The sequence below is a fragment of the Lysinibacillus sp. FSL W7-1291 genome (assembly GCF_038593415.1).
GTDB classification, from domain to species: Bacteria; Bacillota; Bacilli; order Bacillales_A; family Planococcaceae; genus Lysinibacillus; species Lysinibacillus fusiformis_D.
This window is the reverse complement of record NZ_CP151994.1, coordinates 1222298-1238220: the sequence shown is the minus strand read 5'-3', so window position 1 is coordinate 1238220 and position 15923 is coordinate 1222298. Positions and strand designations below refer to the sequence as shown.

Annotated in this window: 21 protein-coding genes; 9 read left to right on the top strand and 12 right to left on the bottom strand. The window is 38.6% G+C overall.

What is annotated here, in order from left to right; translation table 11 throughout:
• Positions 1-139 precede the first annotated feature (139 nt).
• Positions 140-1111, top strand: a complete 972-nt coding sequence (locus tag NST76_RS05790; protein WP_036127977.1) for an alpha/beta hydrolase — start codon at positions 140-142, stop codon at positions 1109-1111.
• 176 nt (positions 1112-1287) lie between these two features.
• Here NST76_RS05790 and NST76_RS05785 read toward each other — a convergent pair whose 3' ends face one another.
• From NST76_RS05785 to sirA, 5 genes are all read right to left on the bottom strand, one after another.
• The gene (locus NST76_RS05785; protein ID WP_145991300.1) at positions 1288-2142 is read right to left on the bottom strand and encodes an IS3 family transposase; all 855 of its coding nucleotides are present in this window, start codon (positions 2140-2142) and stop codon (positions 1288-1290) included.
• Positions 2127-2633, bottom strand: a complete 507-nt coding sequence (locus NST76_RS05780; protein ID WP_180957841.1) for a helix-turn-helix domain-containing protein — start codon at positions 2631-2633, stop codon at positions 2127-2129. The genes NST76_RS05785 and NST76_RS05780 overlap by 16 nt, the downstream gene beginning before the upstream one ends.
• A 487-nt stretch (positions 2634-3120) precedes the next feature.
• Complete coding sequence (locus tag NST76_RS05775) at positions 3121-3591, bottom strand: S-ribosylhomocysteine lyase (protein WP_058843967.1); 471 nt, start codon at positions 3589-3591, stop codon at positions 3121-3123.
• A gap of 146 nt (positions 3592-3737) precedes the next feature.
• The gene (locus tag NST76_RS05770) at positions 3738-3956 is read right to left on the bottom strand and encodes a YneF family protein (RefSeq protein WP_004232154.1); all 219 of its coding nucleotides are present in this window, start codon (positions 3954-3956) and stop codon (positions 3738-3740) included.
• Positions 3957-4054: 98 nt separating this feature from the next.
• Positions 4055-4513 carry a sporulation inhibitor of replication protein SirA gene (gene sirA, locus NST76_RS05765; protein WP_170829784.1) on the bottom strand — a complete coding sequence of 153 codons (459 nt, stop codon included), beginning with the start codon at positions 4511-4513 and terminating at the stop codon, positions 4055-4057.
• A 306-nt stretch (positions 4514-4819) separates the two neighbouring features.
• Between sirA and NST76_RS05760 the strand changes: the two genes are divergently transcribed.
• The 5 genes from NST76_RS05760 (at position 4820) to NST76_RS05740 (ending at position 8271) form a co-directional block, all read left to right on the top strand.
• Positions 4820-5176, top strand: a complete 357-nt coding sequence (locus NST76_RS05760; protein WP_036128044.1) for a hypothetical protein — start codon at positions 4820-4822, stop codon at positions 5174-5176.
• A 16-nt stretch (positions 5177-5192) separates the two neighbouring features.
• A complete protein-coding gene (locus tag NST76_RS05755; RefSeq protein ID WP_036128047.1) occupies positions 5193-5831 on the top strand; it encodes a PspA/IM30 family protein in 639 nt (212 codons plus the stop codon).
• A 112-nt stretch (positions 5832-5943) separates the two neighbouring features.
• Complete coding sequence (gene liaF / locus NST76_RS05750; RefSeq protein ID WP_342544733.1) at positions 5944-6627, top strand: cell wall-active antibiotics response protein LiaF; 684 nt, start codon at positions 5944-5946, stop codon at positions 6625-6627.
• Positions 6624-7664, top strand: a complete 1041-nt coding sequence (locus NST76_RS05745) for a sensor histidine kinase (RefSeq protein ID WP_036128054.1) — start codon at positions 6624-6626, stop codon at positions 7662-7664. The genes liaF and NST76_RS05745 overlap by 4 nt, the downstream gene beginning before the upstream one ends.
• Positions 7639-8271, top strand: coding sequence for a response regulator transcription factor (locus NST76_RS05740; protein WP_036128056.1), 633 nt, complete (start codon positions 7639-7641; stop codon positions 8269-8271). Before NST76_RS05745 ends, NST76_RS05740 begins: the two co-directional genes overlap by 26 nt.
• Positions 8272-8310: 39 nt before the next feature.
• Here NST76_RS05740 and NST76_RS05735 read toward each other — a convergent pair whose 3' ends face one another.
• The 3 genes from NST76_RS05735 to NST76_RS05725 all read right to left on the bottom strand — a co-directional run bounded on the left by NST76_RS05735 (position 8311) and on the right by NST76_RS05725 (position 10916).
• Positions 8311-8469, bottom strand: coding sequence for a hypothetical protein (locus NST76_RS05735; RefSeq protein ID WP_342544729.1), 159 nt, complete (start codon positions 8467-8469; stop codon positions 8311-8313).
• Between the two features lie 94 nt (positions 8470-8563).
• Positions 8564-10558, bottom strand: a complete 1995-nt coding sequence (tkt, locus tag NST76_RS05730; protein WP_058843965.1) for a transketolase — start codon at positions 10556-10558, stop codon at positions 8564-8566.
• A 124-nt stretch (positions 10559-10682) separates the two neighbouring features.
• A complete protein-coding gene (locus tag NST76_RS05725; RefSeq protein WP_036128062.1) occupies positions 10683-10916 on the bottom strand; it encodes a DUF896 domain-containing protein in 234 nt (77 codons plus the stop codon).
• 186 nt (positions 10917-11102) lie between these two features.
• On the opposite strand from NST76_RS05725, the gene NST76_RS05720 reads away from it, so the two are divergent.
• Both NST76_RS05720 and def read left to right on the top strand, forming a co-directional pair.
• The gene (locus NST76_RS05720) at positions 11103-11624 is read left to right on the top strand and encodes a GNAT family protein (RefSeq protein ID WP_058843964.1); all 522 of its coding nucleotides are present in this window, start codon (positions 11103-11105) and stop codon (positions 11622-11624) included.
• Positions 11625-11892: 268 nt separating this feature from the next.
• Positions 11893-12468, top strand: coding sequence for a peptide deformylase (gene def, locus NST76_RS05715; RefSeq protein ID WP_271912563.1), 576 nt, complete (start codon positions 11893-11895; stop codon positions 12466-12468).
• A 38-nt stretch (positions 12469-12506) separates the two neighbouring features.
• On the opposite strand, the gene NST76_RS05710 is transcribed toward def, so the two are convergent.
• Complete coding sequence (locus tag NST76_RS05710) at positions 12507-13172, bottom strand: recombinase family protein (protein WP_036128073.1); 666 nt, start codon at positions 13170-13172, stop codon at positions 12507-12509.
• A complete protein-coding gene (locus NST76_RS05705) occupies positions 13169-13483 on the bottom strand; it encodes a LysM peptidoglycan-binding domain-containing protein (protein ID WP_036128077.1) in 315 nt (104 codons plus the stop codon). Before NST76_RS05705 ends, NST76_RS05710 begins: the two co-directional genes overlap by 4 nt.
• A 166-nt stretch (positions 13484-13649) precedes the next feature.
• On the opposite strand from NST76_RS05705, the gene lexA reads away from it, so the two are divergent.
• Positions 13650-14267, top strand: coding sequence for a transcriptional repressor LexA (lexA, locus tag NST76_RS05700; RefSeq protein ID WP_004232118.1), 618 nt, complete (start codon positions 13650-13652; stop codon positions 14265-14267).
• Between the two features lie 110 nt (positions 14268-14377).
• On the opposite strand, the gene NST76_RS05695 is transcribed toward lexA, so the two are convergent.
• The gene (locus NST76_RS05695; protein ID WP_036128080.1) at positions 14378-15100 is read right to left on the bottom strand and encodes a gamma-glutamyl-gamma-aminobutyrate hydrolase family protein; all 723 of its coding nucleotides are present in this window, start codon (positions 15098-15100) and stop codon (positions 14378-14380) included.
• A gap of 33 nt (positions 15101-15133) precedes the next feature.
• Positions 15134-15886: an A24 family peptidase gene (locus NST76_RS05690; protein WP_036128085.1), complete on the bottom strand. Its 753-nt coding sequence runs from the start codon at positions 15884-15886 to the stop codon at positions 15134-15136.
• Positions 15887-15923: the final 37 nt, after the last annotated feature.

Genomic DNA, 15923 nt, shown 5'->3' with positions numbered 1-15923 from the left:
TTTTAACAAATATTTTGACGATTTTCGATAATAGAAATAATCGCAGTTTTGCCAAAGATATTGTAAAATGTTGACGTGTTTTAAACAATCTTAGTTGGGAACATTACAAATAAGAAACAGCATGTGGAGGTGTTTTATGATGAAAAAGAAGATGCTTTTATTCTCTGGTATTACAACAACGCTAGCCGCAGCTGCAACAGGTCTGTTCGGCTTCGCGCTTTCCAATAAATTAATGTATATCCAACAAAAAGACCCGGAGTTTGTTCGAGAACGAGAAACGACTGCCAAGCGCTTTGATGAAGCTTGGTACAATAATAACTTGAAATGTGAACTCAATATTGATTCTCCTAATGGCTACTCAATTCGAGGCATTATGTTTCAGCCTTTGCAAACTAATAACACCATCATCATTTGTCACGGTGTCACTGAAAATAAAATAAATTCCGTAAAATATGCTCGATTATTTGAAAGACTTGGCTATAATTCAGTTATTTTTGACCATCGTCGTCATGGTGAATCTGGGGGCAAAACAACGAGTTATGGCTACTATGAAAAAAATGATCTTGATGCAGTAGTAAAGACAGTGAAAGCCATGATTGGTGAAGACGCTATCCTTGGGATTCACGGTGAATCCATGGGGGCAGCAACTATGCTACTTTATGCTGGAACAGTGGAAGATGGTGCTGATTTCTATATTTCAGACTGTGCGTTCTCCGATTTTTCCATGTTGTTGAAGCAAATCGCCAAAACCGAATTTAAATATGGCTCCATTATTCCCATTCGCTTTGCCGATTTCTTTGTCCGCCTCAGAGATGGCTACTCCTTCAAAAGTGTAACACCTGCTGAAGCCGTGACACATATTGAAAAACCAGTACTCTTTATTCACAGTATTCCTGATACATTTATTCCAGCGTCGATGTCACTAGATCTCTACAATAAAAAAGCAGGTCCCAAAAAATTAAAACTTTTTGACACTGGGGCACATGCACAGTCCTTTAATGAAAATATGGATGAATATGAGGATTTAATTCATGATTTTTTAGAAAGTTTTATTTACCAAAAAATCAATCCCGAGTCTTCCTCCTCCAATGTCATTCCATTCCATTTTTAGCACACATGAAAAAAGATCATGTCAAAGGCAGAAAAAGCAACTTTGCAAGGTGAGAGGTTGATTTCCGTTCCGCCAGCGCCCTTTCCAGGGGGCGTCCGATGAGCCGCTTCACTCACTTACGCTCGCTCCAGGGTCTCATCTGTGACGCTATGAACTGACCCCAAAAATTTGAACTTTTAAGAAACTCTTCGAAACTCAACTGGACTTTTTCCGTTGAGTTTTATTTTTATCCGTTCATGATTGTAGTAGTGGATATAGTCTACTAACGCTTTTTTGAATGCTTCGTAGTTCTTAAACGTTGTTGCGTATAGAAATTCTGATTTCATAATGCCAAAAAAGCTTTCTATCACGGCATTATCTAAACAATTTCCTTTCCGTGACATACTTTGCTTGATTTCATGTGTTGCCAATAACGCTTTAAAACGTGGTATTTGATATAACCATCCTTGATCAGAATGGACGATTAAGCCACTCTTTTTCGATAACTTTGTATACGTAAACGCCTTCTTAAAAGACTGTTGAACTAACTCAAAATTAGGTGATTTTGATACCTCATACCCAACGATTTCTCGATTGAATAAATCTAATACAGCGGATATATAGATTTTTTGACCGTTTATTTTAAACTCCGTTACATCGGTTACCCATTTCTGATTGGGTGCAGTGGCTTCAAAATCACGTTGGATGACATTCTCTGCGACATAGCCGACTGTCCCTTTATACGAACGGTATTTTTTAGGGCGTACCGTCCCTTTTAAGCCCAATTCTTGCATCAATCGTTGGACTGTTTTATGGTTGATGAAAAACCCTTCATTTCGGAGGGCTAAACAAATACGACGATAGCCATAACGCCCCTTATGGTAATGAAAAAGCGTCTGAATTCGTTCTTTGATCGCCTGATATTTATCTGGTTTTACCCATTTTTGGAGATGATAATAATACGTACTTTTCTTAAGTTTCGCGACTTTTAATAGAGCTTGAAGAGGAAAATCCAACCTTAGCTCATAGACAGCTCTTACTTTTTCTTGGATTTGAAGGCATCCTTTTCTTGAACTAAGGCTTTCAACTTTTTTAAATAGGCATTTTCCATCCGTAAATACTCAATTTCCGCTTTTAACTCATCCGTTGTTTTTCCATTTAAATCGGACGAAGGTGGTTGTTTTTTTGGCATTGATTGGCGCTCCTTTTCTACTTGATAGAGCACCTCACCAGCCGTTGACATCCATTGTTTTTTCCATCTCCGAATGGTTTCACGGGAAGGAATATTAAACTTCGCAGCGGTCTGAAGGAGCGAATCGCCCGTCTCTATCAGGTGTTGAATTACTTTTATTTTAAAAGAATCTTCGTAATTCGTGAACCCTTGAGGACGAATAATTCCTTCGATGCCATGATAGCGATATAATTCAATCCATAATCGAATGTACTGTCGATCCCTCTGTAATCGATTGGCAATCTGATACGTACTTTCTTTTTCTTCAAAGTAAGCTAGAACTGCGGCTAATTTTTGTTCATCAGAAATCACTACCTGCACCCCCTATAGTAGATTTTTAAGTCCAATATTTTGGGTGCAGCTCACTAATCCCCTAGGAGTGACGCTGGCTCCACTCCAATCAACCATTCTGCAAAGTGTCTTTACTTTTTTCATAGTAATATAGCGATTAAATAGCCCATTATTTTTAGAGGGAATAAGCTCTTATTTTTAATGTGGGGAAGTGATGTGTGACAACACTTCTCCATAAAGAGTAGTGAAGACCTTCGCCTTATTTGAAAACCTTTGCTAAAAAGGTAATACTCTTGTAGGTTGGAGTGGAGGCTACTTGACTCCCATGGGATAACGAGACAGGCGAGCCTCTAAACGGAGCGATAGCGGAGGAAGCGGCTCGGGACGCTCGCCCACAGGAAAGCAAGTAGCCTGCAAGGGAAATCCATTTCTACCTTCCAATTGACTGTTTTGTTTTTCAACACTAAGAAAACCTTGCGGAATTATCTCCGCAAGGTTTTATAAATGATTATTCTCCAAAAACGATATGCCATTCATCTCGTTTTGCTAAAAATTCTTCAGCTAATGATTGTGCACCTTCCAAGCTATGGCTAGCAGCCCAGCCACACTGCACCTCATTGCATGCAGGAACAGCTGTTGCTTTTGTCACATCAATAAATGTTTTCTCTAAAATAGTTAATAATTCCTCATAATCATTATGATTAATCAGTGATACATAGAAGCCTGTTTGGCAACCCATTGGACTAAAATCAACAATGTGATCAGAGTAGTTACGAATAATGTCAGCAGATAAATGCTCTAAAGAATGTAAGGCAGGCATATCCATATGCTCTTTATTTGGCTGTTTAAAGCGAATATCATATTTGTACACTTCGTCGCCATTTTGACCCGTTTTAACACCAGCTAAACGAACATAAGGTGCCTTTACTTTTGTATGATCCAGATCAAAGCTTTCTACATTTGTCTTTTCTTTTTGCATAATACATAACCCCTTTCCGTATGGTAATTCTATTATACATAGTTTCCCGATAGAATTATATGATTTTCAAGAATTTTTTAAATACTGTAAAAAATATAAAAAAAAACAACTAGTTAAGTTTGAACTAGTTGCTCTCATCATTCCGATTACTTTTGGAATTTATTCATTTGTGCCATCATTTGACGTACTTGCTTTTCAGACGGCGTACGACCCATTTGTGCCATCATCATACGAATCATTTGCTCATTAATAGGTGGGTTTTCTTTTAAATATTTCATCATAGCTTGACGAGCGAAATAGAAACCAAGTGCCGCTCCCGCTGCTAATGCGATAATTACGATAATAATCCAGCCCCATGTAGGCATACAACCAACCTCCTCCACTACAATATACCGAGAAAAACTCTCCACGCACCATTATACACCAAATGATAGCGTGTTACTATATATTGTAGTGAATTTTCCTAGTGCATTGTATACTTCATCGGCTTTAACCACCCACACTCATTATCCTGTTTATTAAAAGCAATAAACCGTTCACTCATTTTGGCAAGCATTTGAAATAAATCTAAATCTAGCATTCGCGAACCTTCACAATAAACACAAATTTTACGATCGACCAAATAAATAGCCATTTTGCCTTTTATCGGATGTTCTAAAAACAAAGCATTGCGGGCTCTTTCTAAATGTGCATATTTGGAATCAAGTTGATGTTCCAACATCGCTGCAATTTCTTCAAAACGAACAGATTCACATATATATGCAAGCTCTTTTAAGGATTTCTCGTTGGCGTCTTCACAGCCTTGCATCATCTCTAACAACTTACGCTCTCTGCCAAAAATAAATGTTAAATGCTCTTCTTTTATCTTATATATAGAATAGGTTCTCACCAGAAATCCTCCTTCGCTCAGTTTCTTTTCCATAAGTATAGCTCATCCAACCTTGTTAATTTGTCAAACGAAGGAAGGATCTATCTTCTATTTTTGTCGAAAAAATTCTAGTTTCGCATCTATAAATGACTTTATGACAAATGGTATTTTTTGATAAAACAAAATAGTTATTTTCCAAAAACAAGAAAAAGCAGCTCGTTTTATACGCCAAAAACCCACTTTCGTTACAGCTTAGATGGTTCTCAGCCTCAAGACCTAGATCAAAATCAATTTCGAGTCCGTTTTAGACAATCTTGTATAGAGGTAACATAAAGGTACAAACGAAAGGAGCTAAAACAAATGAAAAAATTTCTTTTATTAACTGGAGGCGTCATCGCAGCATGTGTTGCACTTGCCTTAATAGGACCACTGGCAGGTTTACTATTCTCTGGATTATTTGTAGCACTAGGCATGCATTTCTACATGGCAAGCAAATCAACATTCGGTAAAATTTTCTGGTTTACAGTTGGTCTAATCGGTGTTCTATCAGCAGTGTCTAACATTCCAGCAATGATCGGTCTTGCAGCTATCGCTATTATCTATGTCATCTATAAAAAATGGAATGGCGAAGATGTAAAAATCCCTACAATCGAAGGGAAAAAAGAAGAAGATCCGTTTACAAACTTTGAAAAAGAATGGTCAAACTTAACAAAATAAAAAGGAGCGAAATTAAATGAATTTATTTCAACGTTTTAGATATACAGTAGAGGCAGACTTACATCAAATATTTGATAAAAAGGAACAAAAAAATCCGATTGCAATGTTAAATCAATACATTCGCGAGGCAGAAAAACAAACAGAACAAACAGGTAAATTATTAGAACGACAAGGGCAATTAAAAGAAAAGCTAGAGCAAGAATATAAGCAAAATGCTGAATTACTAGCTAAACGTGAAGCCCAACTAACATTGGCAACAACTAGTGGTGAACAGGATTTAATTGATTTCGCTACAGATGAAGTAACGGCTTACACAGCTCGTAATCATACACTACAAGCGAGCATTGAATCGAGTACACGTGAATACTTCGAGCTAGAGCGTAAATTCGAAACAATGAAGCATAAAATTAAAGATATGAAAGTACGTCAATTACAGCTGATGGGAAAAGAAAATGTAACACGTGCTCACCATCAAATGGACGGCATGATTGCCAAAAACAATAAAACAAATTTTGAAGATTTAGAAGCCTATATCGATAAATTAGCTTACCAAATCGATAAAGATCATGAGGTAACAACTTTCGAGGCAAGACTGGCAGAATTAGAAAAAAAAGCAGCAGAAGATCACTCACCACTGCTAATTGAAAATAAATAACATGTTATAATGAAAGCAATGCGCCAACTTTATAAGGCGCATTCTTTCACGTTTAAAAATAGAGGGTCCCATTCCCTCTCTTATACTATTAGTAGAAGGAAGGGTGACCCTCTTGCAAAATTTCACAACAAATAAGCTCACGTTTTGGGTACTATGCTTCTTTTTACTCGTCTTTGTAGAGCTTACTATTTTTAATAATGGCGGAGCCTTCTGTTTATTGATTGGGGCAGTACTTCTTTATTTAAGTTTTTCCAAAAAAGTTCGTTTTTTTAAATGGACAGGAATTTTCTTCATTGCTATTGCTTTGTTTACCATGTGGAGCCTACGTTTATTCGTCGTCATCATGCTCTTATATATGCTTTATCAATACCTACAACGAGAAAACGAACCAAAGGTAGTCGGTGCAGAGCTTTTTGAAAAGCTTCCTACAACTAAAAATGACTTGATTGGCACAATGCCAGCACCTACAGAAGCGTACAAATGGCAAGATGTACAAATTCAACGCCTTGCAGGAGATATTACGATTGATACAACACAAACAATTTTACCTGCTGGCACTAGTCTCATTACAATTCGCCAAGGGATCGGGAAAGTTCAAATCTATATTCCCTATGAAATCCCTTTCCGTTTACAGTATACGACGTTATTTGGTGAGCTTATCTGCTTACATAAGGGGCCACAACGCATCTTAAATGAAAGTATTACTTTCGCTGACGGCAACCCTGAGGATGCTAAACGCGTTTTAATTATTCATGTCGCAACCTGGCTGGGACATTTGGAGGTGCTACGAAAATGATTGCCTTTATCTCAAGATTGTTTACGCTATTTTTCATTTTAATGAGTGCTGTTTTCGGTCTGCTTGTGGCGGTATGGGGCAATCCGGATGAAAAAACATGGGAGCCATTGTGGCAGCAGACTTACGATAATATTCCGCTAGGAGGCATCATCGTAGTTAGCCTGTTTGTACTTAGCTTCCTGTTTGCTAGCTGGATCAGCATGACTGCTCGGGCACGAGAAGCTCAAGCAACACGCATTGTGAAGCAATTAATCGAGCCTGATTTTATTTTCCCTAAAAAACAAGCACTTCCGAAATCATTAAAAAAGGCAATAGTTCAAACAAGTGAATTAATCGATACACAGCGAAAAAGCTTACAGCGACTCTCCAATGAACGGGCAGAAGCAAATGATAAAATTATTCAGGAGCGTATTATTGCTGAACGCCAACGACTTGCTAGGGAATTGCATGATTCCGTATCACAGCAATTATTTGCGGCTTCTATGTTACTCTCAGCATTAACTGAAAATGACGAAAATGCTACTAGCTTAAAACAGGTGGAAAAGATTGTTCAGCAGGCACAGCTAGAAATGCGCGCATTGCTGCTCCACTTACGACCTGTAGCTCTACACAATAAAACGCTAGCACAAGGCTTAGAGGAATTGATTATTGAACTTCAACAAAAAGTTTATTTCCATATTGAATATGAGCTAGAGGAAATGGCCTTAACAAAAGCAGAAGAAGACCATTTATTCCGTATTGCACAGGAAGCCCTCTCTAACACGCTCCGTCATGCCAAAGCAAGTGAAGTGGAGTTACTGCTTGTTGCACGAGATGACTTAGCCATTTTACGAATTCAGGATAATGGGTTAGGCTTTGATGTGGAGGCCGATAAATCAACTTCGTACGGCTTACAAAATATAGCTGAACGAGCTGTTGAAATTGGCTGCACATACAAAATTGTGTCCGTGCCTGAAGAAGGAACGATTGTGGAGGTTAAAATTCCGCTACAGAAGGAGGAGGTTCATGTCGATGATACAAGTGCTCATAGTGGATGATCATGAAATGGTACGGATTGGCGTTTCAGCCTATCTTTCAGCACAACCAGATATTACAGTTGTAGGTGAGGCTGAAAACGGCAAAGAGGCTGTGGAGCGTGCCCTTGCCCTAAGACCTGATATTATTTTAATGGATAATGTCATGCCCATCATGACAGGAGCAGAGGCAACAGCGGAAATTTTAACGGCATGGCCAGAGGCAAAAATCATGATGGTGACTAGTTTTTTAGATGACGATAAAGTCTACCCTGCTTTAGAGGCTGGTGCGGTAAGCTATATTTTAAAAACTTCTAATGCTAAACAAATTGCCGATGCTATTCGTAAAACCATAGGTGGCGAAACAGTATTAGAGCCAGAAGTCACATCCAAAATGATGCACCGTATGCGCCATGGTAATAATACGCCCCTTTACGAACAGCTCACTGACCGTGAAATGGAAGTATTATTGCTCATGGCAAAGGGTAAAGCCAATCAGGAAATCGCTGACGAACTATACATTGCCTTAAAGACCGTAAAAACACATGTTAGCAATATTTTAGCAAAGCTCGAAGTGCAAGATCGTACACAGGCTGTTGTCTATGCTTTTCAAAATGGCCTTGCTAAATAAACACCTACATAAAAAACTGCATGTCAGCATGCAGTTTTTTCATGTATTTAGAGATACTTGATTAGATCCACAATATACCTTTTCTAATTCTTGTCGTGATCCATAACCATATGTCACGCCGATAGCATCAAAATCATTTTCACGAGCCCCGATCATGATAAATTGTTCCTTTGGATACTTGGCAAAATGATGCAGCACCTCTGCAATAATCTCATTTTTATCATAATAAAAAAGTACCGCAACACTCAGTCGATGTTTAAGTTCGCTGAGTGTTGCGGTATTTTAATATAAATTATAGTGCTTTTACTTTCGCTACGACATTTTCTACAGTGAATCCGTATTTTTCCATTACTAATTCACCTGGAGCTGATGCACCGAACTTGTCGATTGCAAGAACGTCACCTTCAAAGCCAGTATATTTATGCCAGCCAAATGATGCACCCATTTCAATCGCAAGACGTTTTGTCACAGCTTTTGGTAGGACAGATTCTTTATAAGCTGCGTCTTGTTTTTCAAAGCGATCCATAGACGGCATGGAAACAACTGCCACATCCACACCTTCTGCTTTTAATGCTTTCTGTGCTTCAACAGCAAGTGAAACCTCAGAGCCTGTTGCGATTAAAATAGCATCTGCTACTTCTTTTGTAGCAGGAGATACTGTGTAAGCACCCTTCGTAACACCATCACGAACTGTTTCAATAGAAGCGTCAAGGACAGGTAAGTTTTGACGAGATAATACTAAAACAGTTGGCGTTTTTTCTGATGCTACGGCAAGCTCCCAAGCTACCGCTGATTCATTTGCATCCGCAGGACGAATAACAGATAGATTTGGCATCGCACGTAGTGATGCAAGGTGTTCGATTGGTTCATGTGTTGGACCATCTTCCCCTACTGCAATAGAGTCATGTGTAAATACATATGTTACAGGAAGCCCCATTAATGCAGAAAGACGAACTGCTGGACGAACATAATCAGAGAATACGAAGAACGTACCGCCAAATACATTTAAACCACCATGAAGAGCCATACCGTTCATCGCAGCACCCATTGCAAATTCACGAACACCAAACCAGATGTTGCGACCAGCATAATCGTCTGCAGAGAAATCGCCTGCACCCTTCATCGTTGTTTTATTGGAGCCAGCAAGGTCAGCGGAACCACCAAAGAATGAAGGAGTTTTCTTCGCAATGGCATTAATCGCGTCACCAGAAGAAGAACGTGTTGCTACAGATTTACCTGCCTCATATACTGGTAGCTCTGACGCAAAGTCCTCTGGTAATTCACCATTCATCGCTTTTTCAAATTGAGCCGCTAACTCTGGGAACTCTTCTTTATATGCAGCAAATTTAGCATTCCAAGCTTCCTCAGATTGTGCACCTTGTATTTCAGCAGCAGCATTAAATGTATCATACACTTCAGCAGGAATTTGGAATGGCTCGTGTGCCCATTCATACGCAGCTTTCGTTAAGACAACTTCATCTGTACCAAGTGGCGCACCATGTGAATCTGCTTTACCAGATTTATTTGGAGAACCAAAACCAATCACTGTTTTTACTTCAATTAATGTTGGTTTGCCAGTTGATTTTTTCGCTTCTTCAATTGTGGCATTAATGGCATCTACATCTGTACCATCAGCCACTTTTAAGTAATTCCAGCCATAAGATTCAAAGCGTTTTTGTACGTTTTCTGAGAATGACTTTTCTAAGTCACCGTCTAAAGAAATATCATTAGAATCGTAAAGTACGATTAATTTTTCAAGTTTTAAGTGACCAGCCAATGAAATAGCTTCAGCTGCTACACCTTCCATTAAGTCACCATCACCACAAAGGGCAAATGTGTAGTGGTCAACGATATCATGACCAGGTTTATTGTAAGTAGCCGCTAAATGACGCTCAGCCATTGCCATACCAACTGTCATAGCAATCCCTTGACCAAGTGGACCAGTTGTTGCCTCTACACCTACTGTATGACCGTATTCAGGATGTCCTGGTGTTAATGAATCCCATTGGCGGAAGTTTTGAATTTCTTCCATTGGTAAACCATAGCCTCCAAGATGAAGTAAGCTGTACAGAAGCATAGAACCATGACCAGCTGATAGTACAAAACGATCACGGTTATACCATTTTGGATTTGCTGGATTATGGCGTAATTGTTTTGTCCATAGCGTATAAGCCATTGGCGCCGCCCCCATTGGTAAACCTGGGTGACCAGAATTTGCTTTTTCGATAGCGTCGATTGACAAAGTTCGAATAGCATTAATTGCTAAAAGATCCGCGTGTTGAGTCATTATATTGTGACATCCTTTCTCGTCCTATATTGTTCTTTTACAGTTTAGTCAACATTGCTTTAGAAAACAATGCTTTTGTTATACTAATTGCGTTTTCATACATACTTTATTGAATTGTGTCACATTAATTTAGAAATTTATTTTTTTTAGCTTGTCTTACTTTCTCTGGTGTCACATCATTACCTTCTGCATCTACCACTTTTACATTTTCAATCGTATCTCGCATAGTCGCTCTAAACGTATCTAAGTACTCCTTGCGAAGTGCTGTTCGCTCCTTAGCCTCTGCTTCTGTTAATTGACCACTTTTGGCCTTAGCAGAAAGTTCATTAATTCGGTTAATTTTTTCCTTTGATAACATTGTTACACACCTTTCAATACCTAGCTTAATGACTTCAGTATGCAAAGTATAGCATGCTTTCCCTTAAAATGCAGTTATACCAACCCTTAATAACACTTCTTAGCCATAATTTACATGACTTCCAGATGTTAGTCGTGTATAACTAATAATAAAAGGAAAAAATTTATATTTATTGGAGGAAATTAAATGAACATCACAACACAGCGATTACTTATCCGAAAATTTGAAGCCCAAGATTGGCAGGCTGTTTATAGCTATATGTCTGATGAAACGGTGATGCATTATATGCCTGAAGGAGTTTTAACTGAAGAACAAGTCCAAAAATTTATAACAGAAAATAGCGCGGATCAAGCTAAGCATTTTGCCATTACTTTACGCGATCAACCAGAAGTTATTGGTCATTTAGTTTTTCATCGATGCTTTGGCGAACATACCTATGAAATTGGATGGGTATTGAATCCTGCTTATCAGCAACATGGCTATGCATCAGAAGCTGCTCAAGCCCTATTAGATTATGGATTTTCCAAATTGAAGCTTCATAGAATAATAGCAACATGCCAACCCGAAAATATAGCTTCTTACCGAGTGATGGAAAAGATCGGTATGCGGCGTGAAGGATTTTTTAAAAAATGTATACCGCATGGTGACAATTGGTGGGATGAATACTATTACGCAATCTTGCAAGAAGAATGGCATAGAACTCTATAAAATGACCGTGTTACATAGTAACAACATTTGGTCATTCAGTAAAAAGAGTATAAAATAAATGGCTAACACTTCAGACAAAACGGAGGGATAAACCTGAGGAGTATGATCAAAATGTTGAGAAACAAATTAGGGATAACCAAAGCTATACTTACGAAAGAATGCGGTGTTGTTAGACAGACAATTAATTGTATTGAAAATGATAAGTACGAGCCATTAGCTTTGAAGATGGCTAAAGTCCTCAATAGCCGTATTGATGAGGTGTTTATGTATGACTAAATTTCTTCCTGATTCGATCATTACCATGAAAGATTTTGTGAAAGAAGACTCGGTATTATTACGAAAACAAACCGAAGAAGTGACGACACCCTTAAACCAAGAGGATCGAAATACTTTATTAGCTATGCTGCAATATCTCAAAAACAGCCAAGATCCAACGCTAGCAAAAAAATATAAGCTTCGCCCTGGAACTGGGTTGTCTGCAAATCAAATAGGTGTAGACAAACGAATGTTTGCTGTACTATTTGATCATAATGAAATGGTGTTTATCAATCCCAAAATCATAAGTCATTCCCTCAATATGATTTATTTACCTGATGGAGAAGGCTGCCTGTCGGTTAATCGACCTGTCCATGGTTTTGTGCCAAGATACGAGCGTATTAAGGTCAGAGCATATGACATTGATGGTCAAGAATTCATCCTGCCGTTTCAGGGCTATGGGGCGATCGTTGTCCAACATGAAATCGATCATTTAAATGGCATAATGTTTTATGATCGAATAAATAAAGAGTATCCTTTTCAACTACCTACTAACATCATCATCGACAGTTTGGCTTCCTATCAATAGCATTTTTTACTGTGAATAAAAAAGATTAGCAGGCGATATTATTTGCCTGCTAATCTTTCTTGATGTTCTTGGAAGCGACGATGAACAGTCGCTTTACTTACTTCAAAGCCCAACCCTCGAAGCGTGATCGAAATTTCCTCAAAGGTAAATCCACGTTTGCGTAGCTTGACAATTTCATCTACAGGTAGATCCTTTCGCTCCTGCCCATAGGGATTCCCTCGGTTCGATAAATTATTTTCAGGACGATAGCCATTTTCTACAGCGCGTCGCATGCCTCGACGTATTTTAGCATTATGGATTCTTCGTTGATACTCCTCCACGATTGCTAAAATCTCAAGCAGCATCGTGTCCATTTCATTTAGTTGAACGGGTCCTGCATCGCGCATGGAAAAAACATCTGTTGCTGATTTTTGCAATAAATGCAACACAGCCATCCTTGCGTTCCCACGTCCTAATCGTGTTTCATCTTGTACAAAAAGGGCATTAATTCCCTTTTCTTTAATGAAATCAAGCATTTCAAGCAAGCCATCGCGTTCCACATCATAGCCGCTATGCTTATCCTTAAATACACCCTTTACCTCATAGCCTTGCTCTCTAGCGTAGCGCAGCAACTCTTCCTGTTGGCGCTCTAATGAGGAGCTTTGTGTTTCTTTTTCAGTACTTACACGGCAATAGACAACAGCCGACATTTGTTTATTCATCATTGTTCAGTTCTCGCAATTTCGATAGTATGGATGGGATTGGCTTGATCACCCAATACAGGAATAACTAGAGACTTTCCTGCCACAATTTTAATATCTGCTAATTCATTTTCTGTTTTGACCAGCTTAATCCAATCATCTGTACTCATCTTACCACGGTATTGCTCTGCTAACGACCACAAGCTATCCCCATGTTCAATTTGAATTTCTGCGTAATTAACATCTCCTGGATCAGTGATGTAAAGGTATCCTGCAAATAATAGACAAGCTCCTAATAAAATGGAGATATGTGTATTTTTCTTTAACCATGTCATAGTTACAACCCCTTTTCTAGAATGTTTGTTCGGAATGTATGTTCTCATAATAAAGCGAACAAACGTTTTTGTCAAACACTTTTCGAACCTATGTTTGCATACATGTTCGCATTCTGTTATACTATCAAATAAGAAGAATGATATTAGAAAAAAGAGGTGAGCACTCATGAAAAAAGTTTCGAAAAGACAAGAGGACATTTTGGCTTTTATTAAAGAAGAGGTACGAGCTAAGGGATATCCACCATCAGTACGTGAAATCGGGGAAGCAGTCGGACTTGCTTCAAGTTCAACTGTTCATGGTCATTTAGCTCGATTAGAACAAAAGGGCTTTATTCGTCGAGATCCAACAAAGCCACGTGCAATTGAAATTTTAGAGCCTGAAGAGTCTATTCAAAAGCAGCAAGTCATTCATGTACCACTTGTGGGGAAGGTAACTGCTGGTTCCCCAATTACTGCTATTGAAAACATTGAAGAATATTTCCCATTACCAGATACGTATGGCACAAGCGAGGATCAGTTATTCATGCTAGAGATTATGGGGGAATCTATGATTGAAGCAGGAATTTTAGACGGCGATTTAGTTATTGTGAAGCAAAAGGCAACAGCTAATAACGGAGATATTGTTGTAGCCATGACAGCAGAGGATGAAGCAACGGTCAAACGTTTCTTCAAGGAAAAAAATCATTTCCGTTTACAGCCTGAAAACTCATCTATGGAGCCTATTATCGTCGATCAAGTTTCTATTTTAGGACAAGTTGTAGGACTATATCGTCGTGTACATTAATCATTTAAAGTAGGTTTTGAGGATTATGTGTTCCTTCTAAGAGCATGTATCCTCTTTTTTACGCAAAAAAAGAATCCATATATGGTTGGATTCTTTGTACAGTCCCCCTGCTACGCTTCCTTTTTGAATTTTAAGCTAGCTTCAACAAAGGCTGAAAATAATTTTTGTGCAGGCTCATCTCCTGCTATAGCTAGTTCCTCGGGATGCCACTGAACAGCCAAGCAAAATGGCAACTCTTCATGAACAACTGCTTCGATAATGCCATCACTCGATTTTGCTGCTACTTTTAATTTCTCTGCTAATACATTAACTGCCTGATGATGAAATGAATTTACCGCTATTTTCTCTTGTTGTAAAATGGTCGCTAATAAATTCTCCTCCATAATTTGTACATAATGAGTAGCTACAGCTCGAGCAGATTGCTGTACATGCTTGAGCAGCTTAGTACTAAAATGGTCACTATCAATATCCTGAAATAAAGTACCACCTAGTGCTACATTTAGTATTTGAATGCCTCGGCAAATACCCAAAATAGGCATCTTTCGTGTGAATGCCGCTTCAATTAATGCTAACTCTACCGTATCTCTTGCTGGATGAATTTTCCCTAGTTTTGGTGCAGGCTCTGCCCCATACAGAAATGGATGCACGTCATAGCCTCCAGATAACAATAAACCATCTGTAAGGGATAGAATTTGTGTGGCATCCTCCTCTACGCCAAGTGGAATAATAAGCGGAATCCCACCTGCATCAATGATACTTTTACTGTAAGCAGCATTTAATCGAGAGGATAAATCATCTTCCACAAAGGCTGTAATGCCAATAATCGGTTTCACTTGCTTCCCTCCATATGCTTGAAGATTGAACAATTACCAAAAACCTAAATACCAATCGATTAATGAATCCCCATAAAAATAGACAATGATAGCGGCTAATGCAATAGAAGGTCCAAAAGGAATAGGTGTTTTTCTCCCCTGCTTGTTCTTCGTTAACACGACAAGCCCGACAATCATGCCGATAACTGCAGCTATAAATAATGTTAACAGTGTATGCATTGTACCAAGAACAAGTCCAATTAAAAAGAATAATTTAATATCGCCTCCACCCATGCCCCCGTTTGATATCACAGCAATACTATATAATATGCCGAAACCAACGACTGCACCTACAGCACAGTCCCACCAGGGTGTTAATGGCGACAATACTCGTCCAATAATAAGGAAGGGTAAAAAGAATAAAAGCACCTTATTCGGAATCAGCATATAGGCTATATCAGAAACAACAATGATGACTAATAATGAAATAAAAAATAGGGCTACTATAAACTCTATGCTCCAACCAAGCTGCCAATATGCAAAGGCAAACAATAATCCTGTTAATAATTCCATTACTGGATAAATCCAAGCTATTTTATTACCACAGCTCCGACATTTCCCCCCAAAAAACACATAAGATAAAACTGGCACTAAATCAAGCGCCGTCAGTTGCCTTTGACATTTAGTACAATGTGAAGGAGGTTGTACAATCGACTCCTTCTGTGGCACACGTAAGCCTACCACATTATAAAAAGAGCCAAAGACAAGCCCAAATAAAAATAGAAAGATTGTATAAGCCATTTCCAATTTTCTGTCCTCCTAAACTAATAGGCGCCCATACAGA

Coding starts and splice junctions, on each gene's coding strand:
- tkt (WP_058843965.1), bottom strand. CDS start 10,558: ATGACTCAACACGCGGATCTTTTAGCAATTAATGCTATTCGAACTTTG.
- NST76_RS05755 (WP_036128047.1), top strand. CDS start 5,193: ATGAATTTATTTCAACGTTTTAGATATACAGTAGAGGCAGACTTACAT.
- NST76_RS05740 (WP_036128056.1), top strand. CDS start 7,639: ATGATACAAGTGCTCATAGTGGATGATCATGAAATGGTACGGATTGGC.
- NST76_RS05710 (WP_036128073.1), bottom strand. CDS start 13,172: ATGATGAATAAACAAATGTCGGCTGTTGTCTATTGCCGTGTAAGTACT.
- NST76_RS05745 (WP_036128054.1), top strand. CDS start 6,624: ATGATTGCCTTTATCTCAAGATTGTTTACGCTATTTTTCATTTTAATG.
- NST76_RS05775 (WP_058843967.1), bottom strand. CDS start 3,591: ATGCAAAAAGAAAAGACAAATGTAGAAAGCTTTGATCTGGATCATACA.
- lexA (WP_004232118.1), top strand. CDS start 13,650: ATGAAAAAAGTTTCGAAAAGACAAGAGGACATTTTGGCTTTTATTAAA.
- NST76_RS05770 (WP_004232154.1), bottom strand. CDS start 3,956: ATGCCTACATGGGGCTGGATTATTATCGTAATTATCGCATTAGCAGCG.
- NST76_RS05760 (WP_036128044.1), top strand. CDS start 4,820: ATGAAAAAATTTCTTTTATTAACTGGAGGCGTCATCGCAGCATGTGTT.
- NST76_RS05720 (WP_058843964.1), top strand. CDS start 11,103: ATGAACATCACAACACAGCGATTACTTATCCGAAAATTTGAAGCCCAA.
- def (WP_271912563.1), top strand. CDS start 11,893: ATGACTAAATTTCTTCCTGATTCGATCATTACCATGAAAGATTTTGTG.
- NST76_RS05790 (WP_036127977.1), top strand. CDS start 140: ATGAAAAAGAAGATGCTTTTATTCTCTGGTATTACAACAACGCTAGCC.
- sirA (WP_170829784.1), bottom strand. CDS start 4,513: ATGGAAAAGAAACTGAGCGAAGGAGGATTTCTGGTGAGAACCTATTCT.
- NST76_RS05705 (WP_036128077.1), bottom strand. CDS start 13,483: ATGACATGGTTAAAGAAAAATACACATATCTCCATTTTATTAGGAGCT.
- NST76_RS05725 (WP_036128062.1), bottom strand. CDS start 10,916: ATGTTATCAAAGGAAAAAATTAACCGAATTAATGAACTTTCTGCTAAG.